Annotated in this window: 16 protein-coding genes; 6 read left to right on the top strand and 10 right to left on the bottom strand. The window is 74.1% G+C overall.

Annotated elements, in window-relative coordinates; genetic code table 11:
• The first annotated feature begins 11 nt into the window (after positions 1 to 11).
• The gene (locus ABZ576_RS09745) at positions 12 to 647 is read left to right on the top strand and encodes a hypothetical protein (protein ID WP_360738078.1); all 636 of its coding nucleotides are present in this window, start codon (positions 12 to 14) and stop codon (positions 645 to 647) included.
• A 160-nt stretch (positions 648 to 807) separates the two neighbouring features.
• A complete protein-coding gene (locus tag ABZ576_RS09740) occupies positions 808 to 1,173 on the top strand; it encodes a cupin domain-containing protein (protein WP_360738075.1) in 366 nt (121 codons plus the stop codon).
• A gap of 270 nt (positions 1,174 to 1,443) precedes the next feature.
• Here ABZ576_RS09740 and ABZ576_RS09735 read toward each other — a convergent pair whose 3' ends face one another.
• Genes ABZ576_RS09735 through ABZ576_RS09725 form a run of 3 tightly spaced genes read right to left on the bottom strand, consistent with a single transcriptional unit; the run spans position 1,444 to position 4,682 of the window.
• A complete protein-coding gene (locus ABZ576_RS09735; RefSeq protein ID WP_360738072.1) occupies positions 1,444 to 2,418 on the bottom strand; it encodes a pyridoxal-phosphate dependent enzyme in 975 nt (324 codons plus the stop codon).
• A gap of 57 nt (positions 2,419 to 2,475) precedes the next feature.
• Positions 2,476 to 3,828 carry a VWA domain-containing protein gene (locus ABZ576_RS09730; protein ID WP_360738070.1) on the bottom strand — a complete coding sequence of 451 codons (1,353 nt, stop codon included), beginning with the start codon at positions 3,826 to 3,828 and terminating at the stop codon, positions 2,476 to 2,478.
• A complete protein-coding gene (locus ABZ576_RS09725; RefSeq protein WP_360738067.1) occupies positions 3,825 to 4,682 on the bottom strand; it encodes a MoxR family ATPase in 858 nt (285 codons plus the stop codon). Before ABZ576_RS09725 ends, ABZ576_RS09730 begins: the two co-directional genes overlap by 4 nt.
• A gap of 119 nt (positions 4,683 to 4,801) precedes the next feature.
• On the opposite strand from ABZ576_RS09725, the gene ABZ576_RS09720 reads away from it, so the two are divergent.
• From ABZ576_RS09720 to ABZ576_RS09705, 4 genes are all read left to right on the top strand, one after another.
• Complete coding sequence (locus tag ABZ576_RS09720) at positions 4,802 to 5,374, top strand: TetR/AcrR family transcriptional regulator (RefSeq protein WP_360738065.1); 573 nt, start codon at positions 4,802 to 4,804, stop codon at positions 5,372 to 5,374.
• Positions 5,375 to 5,542: 168 nt separating this feature from the next.
• A complete protein-coding gene (locus ABZ576_RS09715; RefSeq protein ID WP_360738063.1) occupies positions 5,543 to 6,223 on the top strand; it encodes an ABC transporter permease in 681 nt (226 codons plus the stop codon).
• On the top strand, positions 6,220 to 6,891 hold the full coding sequence (locus ABZ576_RS09710; protein WP_360738061.1) for an ABC transporter permease subunit: 672 nt from the start codon (positions 6,220 to 6,222) through the stop codon (positions 6,889 to 6,891). Before ABZ576_RS09715 ends, ABZ576_RS09710 begins: the two co-directional genes overlap by 4 nt.
• Complete coding sequence (locus tag ABZ576_RS09705; RefSeq protein WP_360738059.1) at positions 6,888 to 7,829, top strand: ABC transporter substrate-binding protein; 942 nt, start codon at positions 6,888 to 6,890, stop codon at positions 7,827 to 7,829. The genes ABZ576_RS09710 and ABZ576_RS09705 overlap by 4 nt, the downstream gene beginning before the upstream one ends.
• A gap of 6 nt (positions 7,830 to 7,835) precedes the next feature.
• On the opposite strand, the gene ABZ576_RS09700 is transcribed toward ABZ576_RS09705, so the two are convergent.
• The 7 genes from ABZ576_RS09700 to rhaI form a co-directional block, all read right to left on the bottom strand.
• Positions 7,836 to 8,990, bottom strand: coding sequence for a betaine/proline/choline family ABC transporter ATP-binding protein (locus ABZ576_RS09700; protein ID WP_360738056.1), 1,155 nt, complete (start codon positions 8,988 to 8,990; stop codon positions 7,836 to 7,838).
• Between the two features lie 114 nt (positions 8,991 to 9,104).
• Positions 9,105 to 9,746 carry a lactate utilization protein C gene (locus ABZ576_RS09695; protein WP_360738054.1) on the bottom strand — a complete coding sequence of 214 codons (642 nt, stop codon included), beginning with the start codon at positions 9,744 to 9,746 and terminating at the stop codon, positions 9,105 to 9,107.
• Positions 9,743 to 11,221: a LutB/LldF family L-lactate oxidation iron-sulfur protein gene (locus ABZ576_RS09690; RefSeq protein ID WP_360738051.1), complete on the bottom strand. Its 1,479-nt coding sequence runs from the start codon at positions 11,219 to 11,221 to the stop codon at positions 9,743 to 9,745. The genes ABZ576_RS09695 and ABZ576_RS09690 overlap by 4 nt, the downstream gene beginning before the upstream one ends.
• On the bottom strand, positions 11,218 to 11,970 hold the full coding sequence (locus ABZ576_RS09685; protein WP_360738049.1) for a (Fe-S)-binding protein: 753 nt from the start codon (positions 11,968 to 11,970) through the stop codon (positions 11,218 to 11,220). The genes ABZ576_RS09690 and ABZ576_RS09685 overlap by 4 nt, the downstream gene beginning before the upstream one ends.
• A 72-nt stretch (positions 11,971 to 12,042) precedes the next feature.
• Positions 12,043 to 13,491 carry a rhamnulokinase family protein gene (locus ABZ576_RS09680; protein WP_360738047.1) on the bottom strand — a complete coding sequence of 483 codons (1,449 nt, stop codon included), beginning with the start codon at positions 13,489 to 13,491 and terminating at the stop codon, positions 12,043 to 12,045.
• Positions 13,488 to 15,527 (bottom strand): bifunctional aldolase/short-chain dehydrogenase, encoded by a 2,040-nt coding sequence (locus tag ABZ576_RS09675; protein ID WP_360738045.1) that lies wholly within the window; start codon positions 15,525 to 15,527, stop codon positions 13,488 to 13,490. The genes ABZ576_RS09680 and ABZ576_RS09675 overlap by 4 nt, the downstream gene beginning before the upstream one ends.
• A 142-nt stretch (positions 15,528 to 15,669) precedes the next feature.
• Positions 15,670 to 16,830, bottom strand: a complete 1,161-nt coding sequence (gene rhaI / locus ABZ576_RS09670; RefSeq protein WP_360738043.1) for an L-rhamnose isomerase — start codon at positions 16,828 to 16,830, stop codon at positions 15,670 to 15,672.
• Between the last annotated feature and the right edge of the window lie 188 nt (positions 16,831 to 17,018).

The raw sequence follows: 17,018 nt of genomic DNA, 5'->3' as shown, positions 1-17,018 counted from the left end.
CGGGAGCGCGGATGGAATCGGTGCACACGGCCCTGCTGCTCGGCACGGGTGTGTTCTGGACGGCGGCCTATGTGCTGCTCATCCGCACCGGGGTGCGGGAGCGGACGTTCGGGATGCCGGTCGTCGCCTTCGCCACCAACCTCAGCTGGGAGTTCATGTTCGCGTTCGTGCGGCCCCCGTCCGGCGTCATGCACGTCGTCAACATCGTCTGGTTCTGCTTCGACCTGGCCATCGGCTACACGGTCGTGCGCCACGGCCGCCCGGAATTCCCGTACCTGCCCGACCGGTTCTTCCTGCCCGCCCTCGCCGTGCTGCTCGCCCTCGCCTACCCGGGGATGCACTACGCCTCCGAGCAGTTCGACGACGGCGCCGGCACCATCACCGCGTTCGGCAGCAACCTGGCGATGTCGGCCATGTTCCTCGCCATGCTCGCCGCCCGCCGGGGCACCCGCGGCCAGTCGGCCGGCATCGCGCTGGCCAAACTGCTGGGCACGGCCTGCGCCTCGCTGGCGATGCTGACGACCGCCGATCCGGCGCCCCGCTACGAAAGCGCCCTCATGTACTACCTCTACGGCGCCTGCTTCCTGCTCGACCTCGCCTATCTCGCCGCCCTGCACGCCGTGCGCCGTGCGGAGGTCCGGGCCTGACATCGTTGTCCGCGCCCGGCGCGTTGGCGGGGCCGACGCGCCGGGCCGACGATGGGAACGAAGGGTACGGCCGCCGCCGTGGCGCCGGTGCCGCCGGAGGCAACCGGGAGACGGAGGCCGGCCCCGGCCGCGGTCGGCGGCTGGAAGGGAGGACACCGTCATGCTGGAAGTGAAGACGGTCGAAAAGCCGGACGAACGGCGCGACTTCCCCCGCGGTCACCTCGAAGCCCTCCACCTGACCGGACTCGACTTCGCGGTGGCCACCTTCGAACCTGGCTGGCGCTGGTCGGAGTGCGTGGCACCGCTCGCGGGCACGGAGAGCTGCATGGTGCACCACAACGGGTTCATGGTGCAGGGACGGCTGCGCATCCGCATGGACGACGGTGGCGAGAGCGAGGTCGGCCCGGGTGACGTCTTCGTCTGCCCGCCCGGTCACGACGCCTGGGTGGTCGGTGACGAGCAGGTCGTGGTCTACGACTTCGCGGGAGGTATGGCACAGGACTACGCCAAGCCCCGGGGAAGCTGAATCACGCACGGGTGCCCCGCGGTGCGCGCCACCGCGGGGCACCCGCGCGGTGAGCCGGTCCCGGCCGGTGGAGCGGCGCCCGGCCGGACGGTGACGACGGCCTTGCCGCGCGCGTGTTCCTCCTCCGGGTACCGGGTCGCCGCGCACGGGGTGCCGGTCGCACGCGTTCGGCCCGGCCGCCCGGCCACGTCCGCGGCGGGCGCGCTCACCCGCGCCGGCACCTCCGCGTCCACGGGCTTCGGCCGGTCCTGCGAAGGCGCGCGGCGGTCCTCACCAGGTGCCGGTGACGGCCGCCTCCTCGGCCGCCGCGACGGCCTGCGCGTGGCCGAACAGGCCGGGCAGGCCGCCGGTGTGCACGAACACGGTCCGCTCGCCCGGCCGTACCTCGCCGTCCCGGACGGCGGCGGCCAGACCGGCCAGGGCGCGGCCCGTGTACACCGGGTCCAGGATGATCCCCTCCGTGCGCGCAGCCGTGCGCAGCGCTTCGGCGGCCGCCGGTGTCAGCGTCGCGTACCCGTCGCCCACCTGGTCCCGGCGCACCCGCAGCCGGTCCGCCGTGACCGTCTCCGCGGTGAGCGGAGCGGCGAACCGGGCGACCGCGGCCGCCGGGTCGGCCAGCGCGCCCACGTCGACGCCGAGCACCGACCCGGTGCCGAGGGCCGCGACCAGCCCCGCCATGGTGCCGCCCGAGCCGAGCGCGACCACCGCGGTGCGCACCTGCGGCACCTGCGCCCGCAGCTCCTCACCGCACCGCACGTACCCCCGCGCACCCAGCGTGCTGGACCCGCCGAACGGGATCAGGGCCGGCCGGGAGCCCTGCTCCCGCAACCGGGCGCAGACCTCGGCCGCCGCCGCGTCCAGGCCCGCCCGGTCCACCTCTCCCGCCCAGTGCAGCCGGGCCCCGAGCAGACCGTCCAGGGCGAGGTTCCCGGACCGCGACACGCCCGGCGAGCCGCGCAGCACGAGGACGACGTCCAGCCCGAGCCGGGCGCCCGCGGCGGCGGTCAGCCGGGCGTGGTTGCTCTGCGGCGCACCGGTCGTCACCAGCGTGTCGGCGCCCTCGGCGAGGGCCGCGCCCGCCGCCCATTCCAGCTTGCGGATCTTGTTCCCGCCGCCGCCCAGGCCGGTCAGGTCGTCCCGTTTCACCCACAGGTCGTCCGGGCCGAGCCCCAACGCGGCGGCCAGCCGGGGCGCCGGTTCGACGGGGGTGGGGAACGTGCCGAGCGGTACGGGCGCGTGGCTCATCGCGGACCTCCTGGTGCGGGGACGACGGACCAGTCGATCACGGCCGGCCCTCCCGCGTCACACCGGGAGCAGACCGGCGATCAGCGCGCCGAGCTGCCGGGCCGTCCGGCACTCGTGCATCTCCACCACGTCGGCGTAGGCGGGCGCCGCCGAGTCACCGGTGCCCCACTGGGCGCGCGGCTCGGGGTTCAGCCAGTACACGCGCCGGGCGCGGCGGGCGATGTCGCGTACGGCGGGCAGGTTGGGGTCGCTCATGTTGGTTCGCGCGTCCCCGAGCACGAACACCGTGGTGCGCGCGCCGACCGCGCCGCCGTAGCGCTCGGTGAACTCGCCCAGCGCCATGCCGTAGTCGCTGCTGCCGTGCCAGCCGGTGAGCGTGGCCTCGGCCCGGATCCGGGCGCCGAGTCCGTCCGGGTCGGCGCGGCCGTGGTCGAGCAGGCCGGTCACCTCGTCGAGCCGGTTGACGAAGGCGAACACGCGGACCTTGCCGAACTGGTCGTGCAGGGCCTGCACGAGGAGCATGGTGAAGTCCGAGAAACCCGAGACCGAGCCGGACACATCGCAGAGCAGGACCAGTTCGGGGCGGACCGGACGGCGCCGGCGCAGCACCGGCCGCATCGGCACCCCGCCCGTGGACAGCGAGGAGCGCAGCGTGCGGCGCAGGTCGACGCTGCCGCGCGCGGCCCGGCGGCGGCGTGCGGCGAGCCGCGTGGCGAGCTTGCGCGCGAGCGGCTGAACCGTCCTGCGCAGCTCGGTCAGCTGCTCGCGGTTGGCGAACAGGAAGTCCACCCGGTCGGCGGTGGGCCGTACGCCCCGCCGCGCGATCTCGTCCCGGCCGCGGCGCTCGGCGACCCGGCGCCGGGCCTCCGCCCCCACCATGCGCCGGAACTCCTCGATGCGGCGCCGGATCTCGTCGTCCAGCAGCCGGTCCGCGAAGGCCGGCCCGCCGCCGTCCCGGGCCCGCACGCCGTCGCGCACCCGGGCCAGCAGGGTCTGCGGGCGCAGCCGGTCCAGCGTCTGGTACGCCGACCAGCCGTCCGAGCCCGGTGAACTCCCGTACCCGCCCAGGCCGTCCACCGCCTGGGCGGCCAACCGGGCCAGCAGCGCCCGGTCGTCGGCGGCCAGCGCCTCGGCGAGCCGGTCGCGCAGGCTCTCGCGGTCCCGGGACGTACTCTCCGGGCCGCCCACACCGCTCGGGAAGTAGAGGTCGAAGACCGAGTCGAACAGGGCCCGTTGGCCGGGTCCGTGCAGCAGCGTCGCGGCCAGTCCCTCGCGCAGCCGCTCCCGGTCCGCGAGCCCCAGCGCCGCCACGGCGCGGGCGGCGTCCACGGTCTCGCCGGTGCCGATCCGCACGCCGTGCGCGCGCAGCGCCCCGACCAGGCCGGTGATCCGGTCGGCGACGGCGGTCACAGCGCGTCCAGGTCCAGCTTGGCCGCCGCCTTCCGGATGTCGTCCTGGTGCTTGAGGATCACCCCGAGGGTGTCGCGTACGACGGTCTCGTCCAGCGTGCCGGCGCCCAGGGCCAGCAGGGTGCGCGCCCAGTCGATGGTCTCCGCGACGGACGGCGCCTTGCGCAGGTCCATCGCGCGCAGCGCGCCGGCCACCCGGACCACCGACTCGGCCAGCGCGTCGCCGAGGCCCGGCACCTTCAGCCGTACGATCCGCCGCTCCAGTTCCTCCTCGGGGAAGTCGATGTGCAGGAACAGGCAGCGGCGGCGCAGCGCCTCGGACAGCTCGCGGCCGGCGTTGGAGGTGAGGACGACGAACGGGCGGCGGGTCGCGGTGACCGTGCCCAGCTCCGGGACCGTGATCTGGAAGTCGCTGAGTACCTCCAGCAGCAGGCCCTCCATCTCGATGTCGGCCTTGTCGGTCTCGTCGATGAGCAGCACCGTCGGCTCGTCGCCGCGGATGGCGGTGAGCAACGGGCGGGGGAGCAGGAACTCCTCACCGAAGATGTCGGTGCGGGTCTCGTCCCAGCTCTCGTCGCGGCCCGCGCTGATCCGCAGTAGCTGCTTGGCGTGGTTCCACTCGTACAGCGCCCGGGACTCGTCCACGCCCTCGTAGCACTGGAGCCGTACCAGCCGGGCCCCGGCCACCTCGGCGACCGCCTTGGCCAGTTCCGTCTTGCCCACCCCGGCGGGGCCCTCCACCAGCAGCGGCTTGCCCAGCCGGTCCGCCAGGAAGACGGTCGTGGCGACGGCGGGCGAGGCGAGGTAGCCGGTCTCGGCGAGGCGGGCGGAGACGTCGTCGACGGATGTGAACAACGGGGCCTCCGGCGGGTCGGGAGCAGGTACCGGGGTCCTATCTAAGCGCTTGTTCACCCTCCGCGCCATCGTATACACCGATCGGTTTCTGCCGGGCGGCGGCGCGGTAGTCTCGCCGTATGGCCACCACCGAGAAGGCGTCCCCCCGCGACCGGCTCCTCGACGCCACCGCCAGGCTCGCCTACCGCGACGGCGTCTCCGTCGGCATCGAGGCGCTGTGCCGGGCGGCGGGCGTCTCGAAGCGGTCGATGTACCAGCTGTTCGACGGCAAGGACGCGATGCTCGCCGCGAGCCTGGAGCGGAGCATCCCGTGGTACGAGGCCCAGCTGGCGCACCCCCACCCGGAGACCGCGACTCCGCGCGAGCGCATCCTGCACGTCTTCGAGCGGCTGGCACGGGCCTCCCTGGACGCCGACTACCACGGCTGCCCCTACCTGGCCGTGCTGGTCGAACTGAAGGACCCCGAGCACCCCGCGAGCGCGGTCGCCCGCGGGGTCAAGGAGCGGCTCGCCGCCCACTTCCGCGCCGACGCCGAACAGGGCGGCGCCCGCGACCCCGAACTGCTCGCCCGCCAGCTCCTGCTGGTCTTCGACGGCGCCAGCGCCCGGGCCGGCGCCGGGGTGGAACGCCTCGACGACGGACTCGCCACGGCCATGGTGACCACCCTGCTGGACGCGGCGGGCATGCGCTGACGCCCCCGAGAGCGCGGGCGGCCCCCGCGACCGCCATCGCGGTGTCCCCGTCCCCGCGGCACGCCCGCCGCCCTGGCGTCTCCCCGCCCCCGCGCGCCATCCCGGGGAACACCCCGTACGGGTCATCCCGGCGTGCCGGGACGACCGCCCGCCCGGTGCAATGGAGCCGTGACCGCGCCCCCGGACGACTGCCTCGCACGCAACGAATGGATCTGCGGCGCCTACCTGAGCACCCGCCGCCAGATCCTGCTCGACGCGGTCCTCCAGCATCTCCAGCTGACCCTGCTGTCGGTGCTGATCGGCCTGGTGATCGCCCTGCCGCTGGCGGTGGCGGCCCGCCGCTGGGGCTGGGCGGCCGGTCCGGTCCTCGCCGTGACCACGGTCCTCTACACCATCCCGTCGCTGGCGATGTTCTCCCTGCTCCTGCCCCTCTACGGCCTCTCGGCCACCCTGGTCGTGGCCGGACTCGTGCTGTACTCGCTCACCCTGCTGGTGCGCAACATCCTCGCGGGGCTGCGAGCGGTCCCGGAGGAGACCCGGCAGGCCGCGCGCGGCCTCGGCTACGGCCCCGTCCGCCTGCTCCTCGCCGTCGAACTGCCCCTCGCCCTGCCCGCCGCGATGGCCGGCCTGCGGATCGCCACCGTCTCGGCGGTCTCCCTGGTCACGGTCGGCGCGATCGTCGGACACGGGGGCCTCGGCAACCTCATCTACGCGGGCATGAACACCTACTTCAAGGCCCAGGTGCTCACCGCCTCCGTGCTGTGCGTGCTGATCGCCGTCGCCGCCGACCTGCTCCTGCTGGGCGTGCAGCGGCTCATCACCCCCTGGACCAGGGCGACCGGCACATGAGCACCCTCACCGCCGCCTGGGACTGGCTCGCCGACCCCGCGCACTGGTCCGGCGAGGACGGCGTCCGGCACCGGCTGCTCCAGCACCTGGCCCTCACCGTCGTCTGCCTGCTCGTCAGCTGTCTGATCGCCCTGCCCGTGGCCCTCGTCCTCGGGCACCTCGGCAAGGGCGGTGCGCTCGCCGTGAACATCTCCAACGTCGGCCGGGCCGTGCCCACCTTCGCCGTGCTCGTCCTGCTCCTGCTGACCCCGGTCGGGACCTGGGGCGAGGGCCCCACGGTGGTCGCCCTGGTGCTGTTCGCCGTGCCACCGCTGCTCACCAACGCCTACGTCGGCATGCGCGAGGTCGACCGCGGCGTCGTCCAGGCCGCCCGGGGCATGGGGATGACCGGCCGGCAGCTGCTGTTCCGCGTGGAACTGCCCCTGTCGCTCCCGCTGCTGCTGAACGGGGTGCGGATCGCCGCCGTCCAGCTCGTCGCCACCGCCACCATCGCCGCGCTCGCGGGCGGCGGCGGCCTCGGCCGGATCATCACGGCGGGCTTCAACCTCGCGAGCACCCCCCAGGTGGTCGCGGGCGCGCTGCTCGTCGCGGTCCTCGCCCTGCTGGTCGAGGGCCTCTTCGAGGCCGCCGAGCGGCTGGCCCCGGCCTGGGTCCGAGGTGGCCGATGAGCGGCCGTACGGCACTCGTGGCGGTCGTGCTCCTCGCGCTCGGCGCCTGCTCCACCGGCCCGTCCCTGGAAGACCGCGGCCAGGTCACCGCACCGCGCGGCGACCGCCACCGGCTGACCATCGGCTCGGCCGGCTTCACCGAGAGCGACCTGCTCGCCCACCTCTACGCCCAGCTCCTCGACCACGCCGGCTACCGCACGTCCATCCTCACGGTCGCCAACCGGGAACTGTACGAACCGGCACTGGAATCCGGGCAGATCGACGTCGTACCGGAGTACGCGGCCACCTTCGCCGACTGGCTCGCCGCCAAGACCCACGGCGCCGACGCGCCCCCGGCCGGCTCGCCCGACCTCACCGCCACCATGCGGGCCCTGCGCGCCCTCGCCGCACCCCGCGGCCTCACCGTGCTGCCGCCGGGCCGGGCCGTCGACCAGAACGCCTTCGCGGTGAGCACCGCCTACGCCCGCCGGCACGGCCTGCGCACCCTCAGCGACCTCGGTGCCGCAGGACTGAAGGTGCGGCTCGCGGCGGGCGACGAGTGCGTTCGGCGGCCGTACTGCGCACCGGGCCTGCGGAAGGTGTACGGCATCGACATCACCGGCATCGATCCCAAGGGCGTCGGCACCACCCAGGCCAAACGGGCCGTTCAGGAGGGCCGGGACCAGATGGTGCTGACCACCACGACCGACGCCACCCTCGACTCCTTCGGCCTGGTCCTGCTGGCCGACGACCGGCGTCTCCAGAACGCCGACCACGTCGTGCCCGTCGTCAACCGCGCCCGCGCCGGCGGCGCCGGTGTGGCCGAGGCGCTCGGCAGGCTCGGCGACGTCCTCACCACCGGCGACCTGGCCGCGATGAACCGCCAGGTCGACAGCTGGCGCCGGCTCCCGGCCGACGTGGCCCGCGCCTACCTGCGGGACAAGGGCCTGCTGGCGTAGCCCGCCTCAGGCGTCCGACACCGAGTCGAACACCACCTGCCCCCGCGACACACCGCGGGCGTCCGCGTCCACCGAGCGGCGCAGCGCCTCGTGCAGCTTCGCCGGGGTCAGCACCCCCAGGAACCGCGCCCCGTCCAGCACGGCGACCCACCCGGCGTCGTGCTGCAGCATCACCCCGAACGCCTGCTTCAGCGGCGCGCCGACCGGCACCCACGCGGTCATCCGGTGGGCGAGGTCCCCGACCGTGCGGCCGGCCGCCAGCTCCCCGACGCCGACCCAGCCGTGCAGGTCACCGTCCGCGTCCAGCACCACCGCCCACCGCGCGCCCTCGGCCCGCAGCCGCCCGGCGGCCCGTTCGGCCGGTTCGTCCGGCCGGGCCACGGGCGGCTGCTCCAGGTCCTCCGGCTCGATCGCGGTGACCGACAGCCGCTTCAGCCCGCGGTCGGCGCCCACGAAGGAGGCGACGTACGGCGTCGCGGGCGCCCCGAGCACCGCGCCGGGCGTGTCGAACTGCTCGACGCGGCCCTGCCCGTACACGGCGATGCGGTCGCCGAGCCGGACGGCCTCCTCGATGTCGTGCGTGACCAGCAGCACCGTCTTGCGCACGGCGGCCTGCATCCGCAGGAACTCGTCCTGCAGCTGCTCGCGCACCACCGGGTCGACCGCGCCGAACGGCTCGTCCATCAGCAGCACCGGCGGATCCGCGGCCAGCGCCCGCGCCACCCCGACCCGCTGCCGCTGCCCGCCGGACAACTGCTGCGGATAGCGCGGCCCGTACGTCCTCGGATCGAGGCCCACCATCTCCAGCAGCTCGGCCGCCCTGGCCCGCGCCCGCGCCCGTTTCCAGCCGAGCAGCGCGGGCACGGTCGCGGTGTTGTCCAGGACGGTGCGGTGCGGGAAGAGCCCCACCTGCTGGATGACGTAGCCGATCCGGCGGCGCAGCCGCACCGGGTCGACGGCCGCGATGTCCTCACCGCCCAGCAGGATCCGGCCGGAGGTGGGCTCGATGAGCCGGTTCACCATCATCATGGTCGTCGTCTTGCCGCACCCGGACGGCCCCACCAGCGTGACCAGTTCCCCCTCCGCCACCTCGAAGGAGAGGTCGTCCACGGCCGTCGTACCGTCCGGATACCGCTTGGTGACCTGCTCGAACCGGATCATTCCCCCACGCTACGGCAGGACACCGCGCGCCTCATCCCGCCGTGCCCCGACCGGCGGACGCCGCCGGGGAGCCGCCACCCGGGCGACGGCGGCCGCCACGACGTCCCCGCGGGGTCAGCCGAGCAGGATCACCTCCAGGGTGCGGGGGCCGTGCACGCCCTCCACCCGGTCCAGTTCGATGTCGCTCGTGGCCGACGGCCCCGAGATCCAGGTCGACGGGCGAGCCGGGTCGAGGCGTTCCAGGGCCTCGGGGACCGACGGGACGACCTGGTCGGGGACGCGGACGACACAGATGTGGTGGTCCGGGACGAGCGAGATACGGCGGCGGCCCTGGTCCGGGGAGCCGTCGAGAACGATGGTGCCGGTCTCGGCGATCGCCACGGCGCAGCCCGTCACCACGCTGTCGACCCGGTCCAGCCGCCGGGCGGTGTCCGCCGCCCGGTCCTGGATCCGCACCGGACCGGCGGCCGACAGCCACCACGGCGGCAGTCCCGGCGGGACCAGCACCTCCCGGGCGCCGCGCGCGGCCAGCAGCCGCATGACGAGCGGCGGCAGCTCCGCCGCGTCGGCGCGGTGCACGACCGCCCGGTAGTCGGCCAGGTTCTCCGCCAGCAGCTCCACCGTCTGCCCGGCGGTCCGCTCGCCGTGTGCGCGCAGGTAGTCCCGCGGCACCGCCTCCTCGTAGGGCCGCTCGTCCGGCGTGACGTCGGCGAGCGCGCGCCGCACCCGCCCCAGCACCCGTTCCCTGCCGTTCACCGACCGCCGTCCTTCCCGCCCCGCGTGCGCCGCCACCAGTCCCGGAAGGGCTCCGGCGGCACGGCAGGCAGGTCCCGGCTCCCGCTCCACGCCCGGCCCGGACCCGGCAGGGTACGGGGGTGCAGCCGGCGGGTCCGGGAAGCCAGCCGCTGGCCCGCCCGCAGGGCACCCGGGTGCGTGAACGCCCAGCGCGCCGCCCGCATGGCCGCCCGCTCGGCCGCGTGCCCCTTGGCCGGCCGGAGCACCACCTTGTTGCCCTGCCGCACCGCCGGACCGCCCTCGGCCACCCGCTCGCGCAGGTGCACCAGCACCTCCGGGATGTCGATGGCGACCGGGCAGACCTCGTAGCAGGCCCCGCACAGACTGGAGGCGTACGGCAGCGAGGCGTCGATCTCGCTGTCCGTACCCCGCAGCTGGGGACTGAGGATGGCACCGATCGGGCCCGGGTAGACCGAGCCGTAGGCGTGCCCGCCCGCCCGCTCGTACACCGGGCACACGTTCAGACAGGCCGAGCAGCGGATGCAGCGCAGCGCCTGCCGGCCGACCCGGTCGGCGAGGGTGTCGGTACGGCCGTTGTCGAGCAGCACCAGGTGGAAGGCGCGCGGCCCGTCCTCGTCCGTGGTGCCCGTCCACATGCTGGTGTACGGGTTCATCCGCTCGGCCGTGGAGGAGCGGGGCAGGGTCTGGAGGAAGACCTCCAGGTCCCGCCAGGTCGGCACCACCTTCTCGATGCCGACGACCGAGATGAGCGTCTCGGGCAGGGTCAGGCACATCCGGCCGTTGCCCTCGGACTCGACGACGACCAGGGTGCCGGTCTCGGCGACCATGAAGTTGGCGCCGGAGATCCCGACCCTGGCGCGCAGGAACTTCTCCCGCAGGTGCAGCCGGGCCGCCTCGGCGAGTTCGGCGGGCGTGTCCGAGAGCCCCTCCGGGGCCGGGCGGCCCCACGCGCCCATCTCGGTGCGGAAGATGTCCCGGATCTCGCCCCGGTTGCGGTGGATGGCCGGGACGAGGATGTGCGAGGGCCGGTCCCCGCCCAACTGCACGATCAGCTCGGCGAGGTCGGTCTCGTAGGCGCGGATGCCCTCCGCCTCCAGGGCCTCGTTGAGGCCGATCTCCTGCGTGGCCATCGACTTGACCTTCACGACCTCCGACTCGCCGGTCTCCTTGACCAGCCGGGTCACGATCCGGTTGGCCTCGTCGGCGTCGGCGGCCCAGTGCACCGTGCCGCCGGCCGCGGTGACCGACTCCTCCAACCGCACCAGGTACCGGTCGAGATGGCGCAGGGTGTGGTCCTTGATCCGGCGGCCCGCCTCCCGCAGCGCCGCCCAGTCGGACAACTCGCCCACCGCTTTCGCCCGTTTGGCGCGGATGGTGTGCGTGGCGTGGCGCAGATTGCCGCGCAGGGTGGGGTTGTGGACGGCGTCGTGCGCCGCCCGCGGGAAGGCCGGCATGCCGACGAACGTTCCGCTCACGCCGCCTCCTCCTCCGTGCTCGCCAGGATCTCCGCGATGTGCACCGGCCGCATGTCCACCGCGAGCCGGGTCAGGGTGCCGCCGATGTGCAGCAGGCAGGAGTTGTCGGCCGCGCACAGCACCTCGGCGCCGGTCGACTCCGCGTTGCGCACCTTGTCCGCGCCCATCGCCGCCGACACCTCGGCGTTCTTCAGCGCGAACGTGCCGCCGAACCCGCAGCACTCCTCCGCGCCCGGCAGCTCCACGAGTTCCAGCCCCCTGACCGCTTCGAGCAGCCGGCGCGGCCGGTCGCCGAGACGGAGACCGCGCAGCCCGTGGCAGGTCGGGTGATAGGTGACCCGGTGCGGGTAGCAGGCGCCGACGTCGGTCACCCCGAGCACGTCCACCAGGAACTCCGTCAGCTCGTACGTCTTCGGCACCACCGGCGCCAGCGTCCGGGCGAGGGTGTCCCCGCGCCCCTCGGCCCGCGCCCGTTCCCCCATCCGCGGATACAGCTCCCGCACCATCGCCCCGCACGACCCGGACGGGGTCACGATCGCCTCGTACGCGCCGAAGACGTCGGAGAAGTGCCGGGCCAGCGGCTCCGCCTGACGGCGGTAGCCGGTGTTGTAGTGCGCCTGCCCGCAACAGGTCTGCGCCATCGGGAAGTCGACCTCGACGCCCAGCCGCGTCAGCAGCTTCACCACCGCCCTGCCGGTGTCCGGATACAGCGTGTCGTTGACGCAGGTCAGGAACAGGGCGACACGCATCGCGGCTCCTCGGTGTGGGTCATCGGACGAGTGCAGGGTAGTCGGCCGTCCCGGCCGCGGGCAGAGCCCGGCTCACCGCGCGGCGAGCCGGTCCTGGGCCGCGCGCCACCGGGCGGTGTCGCCCCGGGGCGTGTACCGGGTGAGCGGCTGGGTGCGGGTCAGCAGCCGGCGCAGGGCGGGGAGATCGCCGGCGAGTCCGTGCGCCCGGGCCTGCACGAGGACGTTGCCGAGCGCCGCCGCCTCGGTCGGGCCGGCCACCACCGGCAGGCCGCAGGCGTCCGCCGTCAGCTGGCACAGCAGCGCGTTGCGGGTGCCGCCGCCGACGAGGTGCACCACGTCCACCGGATGGTCGGCCAGCCGCTGCGCGTCCGCGACGGCCCGCCGGTGGGCGAGGGCCAGCGAGTCGAGGATGCACCGGGTGATCTCGGCCCGCGTCTCCGGCACCGGCTGCCCCGACGCCCGGCACGCCTGCGCGATCCGCTCAGGCATCCGCCCCGGCGCCAGGAACGTCCCGTCCCCGGCGTCCACCACCGACCGCAGCGTCGGCACGCCGGCCGCCTCCCGCAGCAGCAGCCCCAGGTCCGGCTCGCCCCAGGCCCGTACGCACTCCTGGAGCAGCCACAGCCCCATGATGTTGCGCAGGTAGCGGACGGTCCCGTCCAGGCCCAGCTCGTTGGTGAAGTTCGCGGCCCGGCTCTCCTCGCCGAGCACCGGCGCGGACAGTTCCAGGCCGGCCAGCGACCAGGTGCCGGTGCAGATGTAGGCGAAGCGCCCGCCGGTCGCCGGGACGGCGGCCACCGCCGAGGCGGTGTCGTGCGAGGCGACGGCCGTCACCGGCACCGGACCCGTCAGGCCCGTCTCCGCCAGCACCTCCGGTCGCAGCAGGCCGGCCGGGTCCCCCGGCTGCCGCAGCGGTGCGAACAGGTCCAGGTCGATGCCCAGCCGCTCGGCGACCCCGTACGACCAGGTCCGCGTCCGGGGATCGAGGAGCTGGGTGGTGGAGGCGTTGGTCAGCTCGGTGCCCTGTTCGCCGGTGAGCCAGTACGTCAGCAGGTCCGGGACGAGCAACACCCGTACGGCATGCGCGAACTGCGCGGTCGAGCGGGCGGCCGTGAGCTGGTGGAGGGTGTTGAACGGCGCGTGCTGGATGCCCGTCGCGGCGTACAGCTCGGCCGCCGGCACGGTCGCCCACACCTTCTCGGCGACGTCGTCGGTGCGGGCGTCGCGGTAGTGCACCGGGTTGCCGAGCAGGGCCCCGTCGGCGTCCAGCAGGCCGAAGTCGACGGCCCAGCCGTCGATGCCCACGGAGTCCACCCGGCCCGCCGCCCGCAGCCCGTCCAGGACACCGCCGTACAGCGCGAGGATGTCCCAGCGCAGTCCCTCCGGCACCCGCACCGGCCGGTTCGGGAAGCGGTGCGCCTCGCTCAGCTCCACCGAGTCCGCGCTCACCCGCCCCACCATCACCCGCCCGCTGGAGGCCCCGAGGTCGACCGCGGCGTACGACTTCACACCGGCGCTCATCGCAGGAAGGCGGCCGCCACACCCGCGTCGACCGGGACGTGCAGCCCGGTGGTGTGCGTGAGGTCCCCGCCGGTCAGCGCGAACACCGCGTTCGCCACGTGCTCGGGCAGCACCTCCCGCTTGAGGAGGGTCCGCTGCGCGTAGAACTCGCCCAGTTTCTCCTCCGGGACCCCGTACACCGCGGCCCTGCGCGCCCCCCAGCCGCCGGCGAAGATACCGGAGCCGCGTACCACCCCGTCCGGGTTGACGCCGTTGACCCGGATGCCGTGCTCGCCCAACTCGGCCGCCAGGAGCCGTACCTGGTGGGCCTGGTCGGCCTTGGCCGCGGAGTAGGCGATGTTGTTCGGGCCGGCGAAGACGGCGTTCTTCGAGGCGACGTACACGATGTCGCCGCCCAGCCCCTGGGCGGTCATCACCCGGGCGGCCTCACGCGAGACGAGGAAGGACCCGCGGGCCATGATGTCGTGCTGGAGGTCCCAGTCCTCGGCCGACGTCTCCAGCAGCGGCCTGGACAGGGAGATCCCGGCGTTGTTGACGACGAGGTCGACCCCGCCGAAGGCGAGCACGGCCGATTCGAACGCGGCGGCGATCTGCTCCTCGGACGTGACGTCGACCGTGACGGCGACGGCCGTGTCCGGCCCGCCCAGCTCCTCGGCGACCGCCGCGGCGCCCTCGGCGTTCACGTCGGCGACGACGACACACGCCCCCTCCGCCGCCAGGCGGTGCGCGATGGCCCTGCCGATACCGCTGCCGGCGCCCGTCACGAACGCCACCCGTGCGGCGAGCGGCTTCGGGCCGGGCATCCGCCGGAGCTTGGCCTCCTCCAGCGACCAGTACTCGATGCGGAACTTCTCGGCCTCCTCGATCGGCGCGTACGACGACACCGCCTCGGCCCCGCGCATGACGTTGACGGCGTTGACGTAGAACTCGCCCGCCACCCGGGCGGTCTGCTTGTCCTTGCCGAAGCTGAACATGCCGACGCCGGGGACGAGCACCACGGCCGGGTCGGCGCCGCGCATGGCGGGGGAGTCGGGCCGCGCGTGCCGCCGGTAGTAGGCGGCGTACTCCTCGCGGTAGGCGGCGTGCAGTTCCCTCAGCCGGGCGACGGCCTCCTCCAGCGGTGCGGCCGGCGGCAGGTCCAGGACGAGCGGCCGTACCTTCGTGCGCAGGAAGTGGTCGGGGCAGGAGGTGCCCAGGGCGGCCAGCCGGGGGTGTGCGGCGCGGGCGAGGAAGTCGAGGACGACGTCGGAGTCGGTGAAGTGCCCGACCTGCGGCCGGTCCTGGGACGCCAGCGCCCGCACGTACGGCGCGAGGGCCGCCGCCCGCTCCCTGCGCTCGGCCTCGGGCAGGGCCGCGTACCCCTCGACGACCGGCCCGAAGGGCTCCGCCTTCCCCTTCTCCGCGAGGAACTCCTCGGCGGTGCGGATGATGTACAGCGAGTTCCGCTCGCACTCCTCGGACGAGTCGCCCCAGGCGGTGATCCCGTGCCCGCCCAGCACGCACCCCACGGCCCGCGGATGGGCCTCCCTGACCGCGGCGATGTCCAGCCCCAGCTGGAACCCGGGCCGCCGCCACGGCACCCACACCACCCTGTCCCCGAAGCACTCGGCGGTCAGCTCCTCCCCGTCGGCCGCGCAGGCGAGCGCGATACCGGAGTCCGGGTGCAGGTGATCCACGTGGGGGGCGCCCACCAGCCCGTGCATGGCGGTGTCGATGGACGGCGCGGCCCCGCCGCTGCCGTGCAGGCAGTACGCGAACGCGGCGGCCATCTCGTCCTCGCGCTCGACCCCCGGGTAGACGTCCACGAGCGCCCGCAGCCGGTCCAGCCGCAGCACGGCCAGCCCGCCCTCGGTGAGCGTGCCGAGGTCACCACCGGACCCCTTCACCCACATCAGCTCCACCTCCCCGCCGGTGACCGGGTCGGTGGCGGTGCCTTTGGCGGAGGCGTTCCCGCCGGCGTAGTTGGTGTTGCGGGGATCGGAGCCGAGCCGGTGGGAGCGGTCGAGGAGCGCGGCGACTTCGGGATGGGTGGTCATGACTGCCGTTCTTTCCGGGAGAGGGGGACGTGGTGGAGGGGCGCGGGGATTCGCGCGACCGGCCGGACAGGGCCTGGCGCGGGCACGTGCGCCGGCCGAAGAGGGCCCGCACCCCGCGACGGAACGGGAACCCGGCGGACGCTCACGCCCCCCAGCCGGCCTGCTCCCCGCCGACCCGCTCGGCGGCGATCCTCTCCGCCCACCCGGACCGGGCGTACGCGGCCATCGGATCGGGATCCAGCCCCAGCTCTTCGCGTATCTCCGCCAGAAGCCCCCGCACGTCGGTGTTGTACGCGTCCATCAGCACCGCGTTGGCTCCCAGCACGTCCTCCGCACTCTGGGCCGCGGCCAGCGCCTCACGGTCGACCAGCAGAGCCTTCGCCGTGGCCTCCTGGACGTTCATCACCGAGCGGATGACCGCCGGGATCTTCGGCTCGATGTTGTGGCACTGGTCGAGCATGAAGGCGGTCCCGGAGCCGAACCCGCCGCCCCGGATCACCTCGTACATGATCCGGAACAGCTGGAACGGATCCGCCGCCCCCACCATCAGGTCGTCGTCGGCGTAGAACCGCGAGTTGAAGTCGAACCCCCCGAGCTTCCCCTCCCGCAGCAGGGTCGCCACGATGAACTCGATGTTGGTGCCCGGCGCGTGGTGCCCGGTGTCGACGACCACCCGGGCCTTGTCGCCGAGCTTGAGGCAGTGGGCGTAGGCGGTTCCCCAGTCCGGGACGTCGGTGGTGTAGAACGCCGGCTCGAAGAACTTGTACTCCAGCAGCATCCGCTGCCCGTCGCCGAGCCGTTCGTACACTTCGGCCAGTCCCTCCGCCAGCCGGTCCTGCCGGGCGCGGACGTCGTCCTGCCCCGGGTAGTTCGTACCGTCGGCGAACCACAGTTTCAGGTCCCGGGACCCGGTGGCGTCCATGATGTCGACGCACCGCAGCAGGTGGTCGACGGCCTTGCGGCGCACCGCGGCGTCCGGGTGGCAGACGCTGCCCAGCTTGTAGGCGTCGTCCTGGAAGGTGTTGGAGTTGACGGCACCGAGCCGCACACCCCGCTCCTCGGCGTACTTCGCGAGCGCGCCGTAGTCGTCCACCGTGTCCCAGGGGATGTGCAGGGCGACCGTTGGCGCGATGCCGGTGAAGGCGTGCACCTGCGCCGCGTCCTGGAGCTTCTCCCACGGTGAGCGCGGCACCCCGGGCTGCGCGAAGACCTTGAAGCGGGTGCCGGAGTTCCCGTACGCCCACGACGGCGTCTCGACGGCCTGGGTCTTGAGCGCGGCCTTCACCGCGGCGAGGTCGGTCACTGCAGGGCTCCTGTGGTGTCGGCCGGAACGACTGAGCATGTGAAACGATTCAGAACGGCAAGCTAGGGGCCGCCTGAAAGGGTGTCAAGCGGTCCGGCCGGCTCATCTTTCCGTCGCCCCGCGCCGAAACTCGTCGATCGCACGTTTCTCGATACGCACCCATTGACGTGACATGACTGCGGTGCCTA

The organism is Streptomyces sp. NPDC013455, assembly GCF_040632975.1.
In the GTDB taxonomy this organism is placed as follows: Bacteria; Actinomycetota; Actinomycetes; order Streptomycetales; family Streptomycetaceae; genus Streptomyces.
The sequence above is the reverse complement of the archived record's forward strand: the minus strand, read 5'-3'. Positions and strand labels throughout refer to the sequence as shown.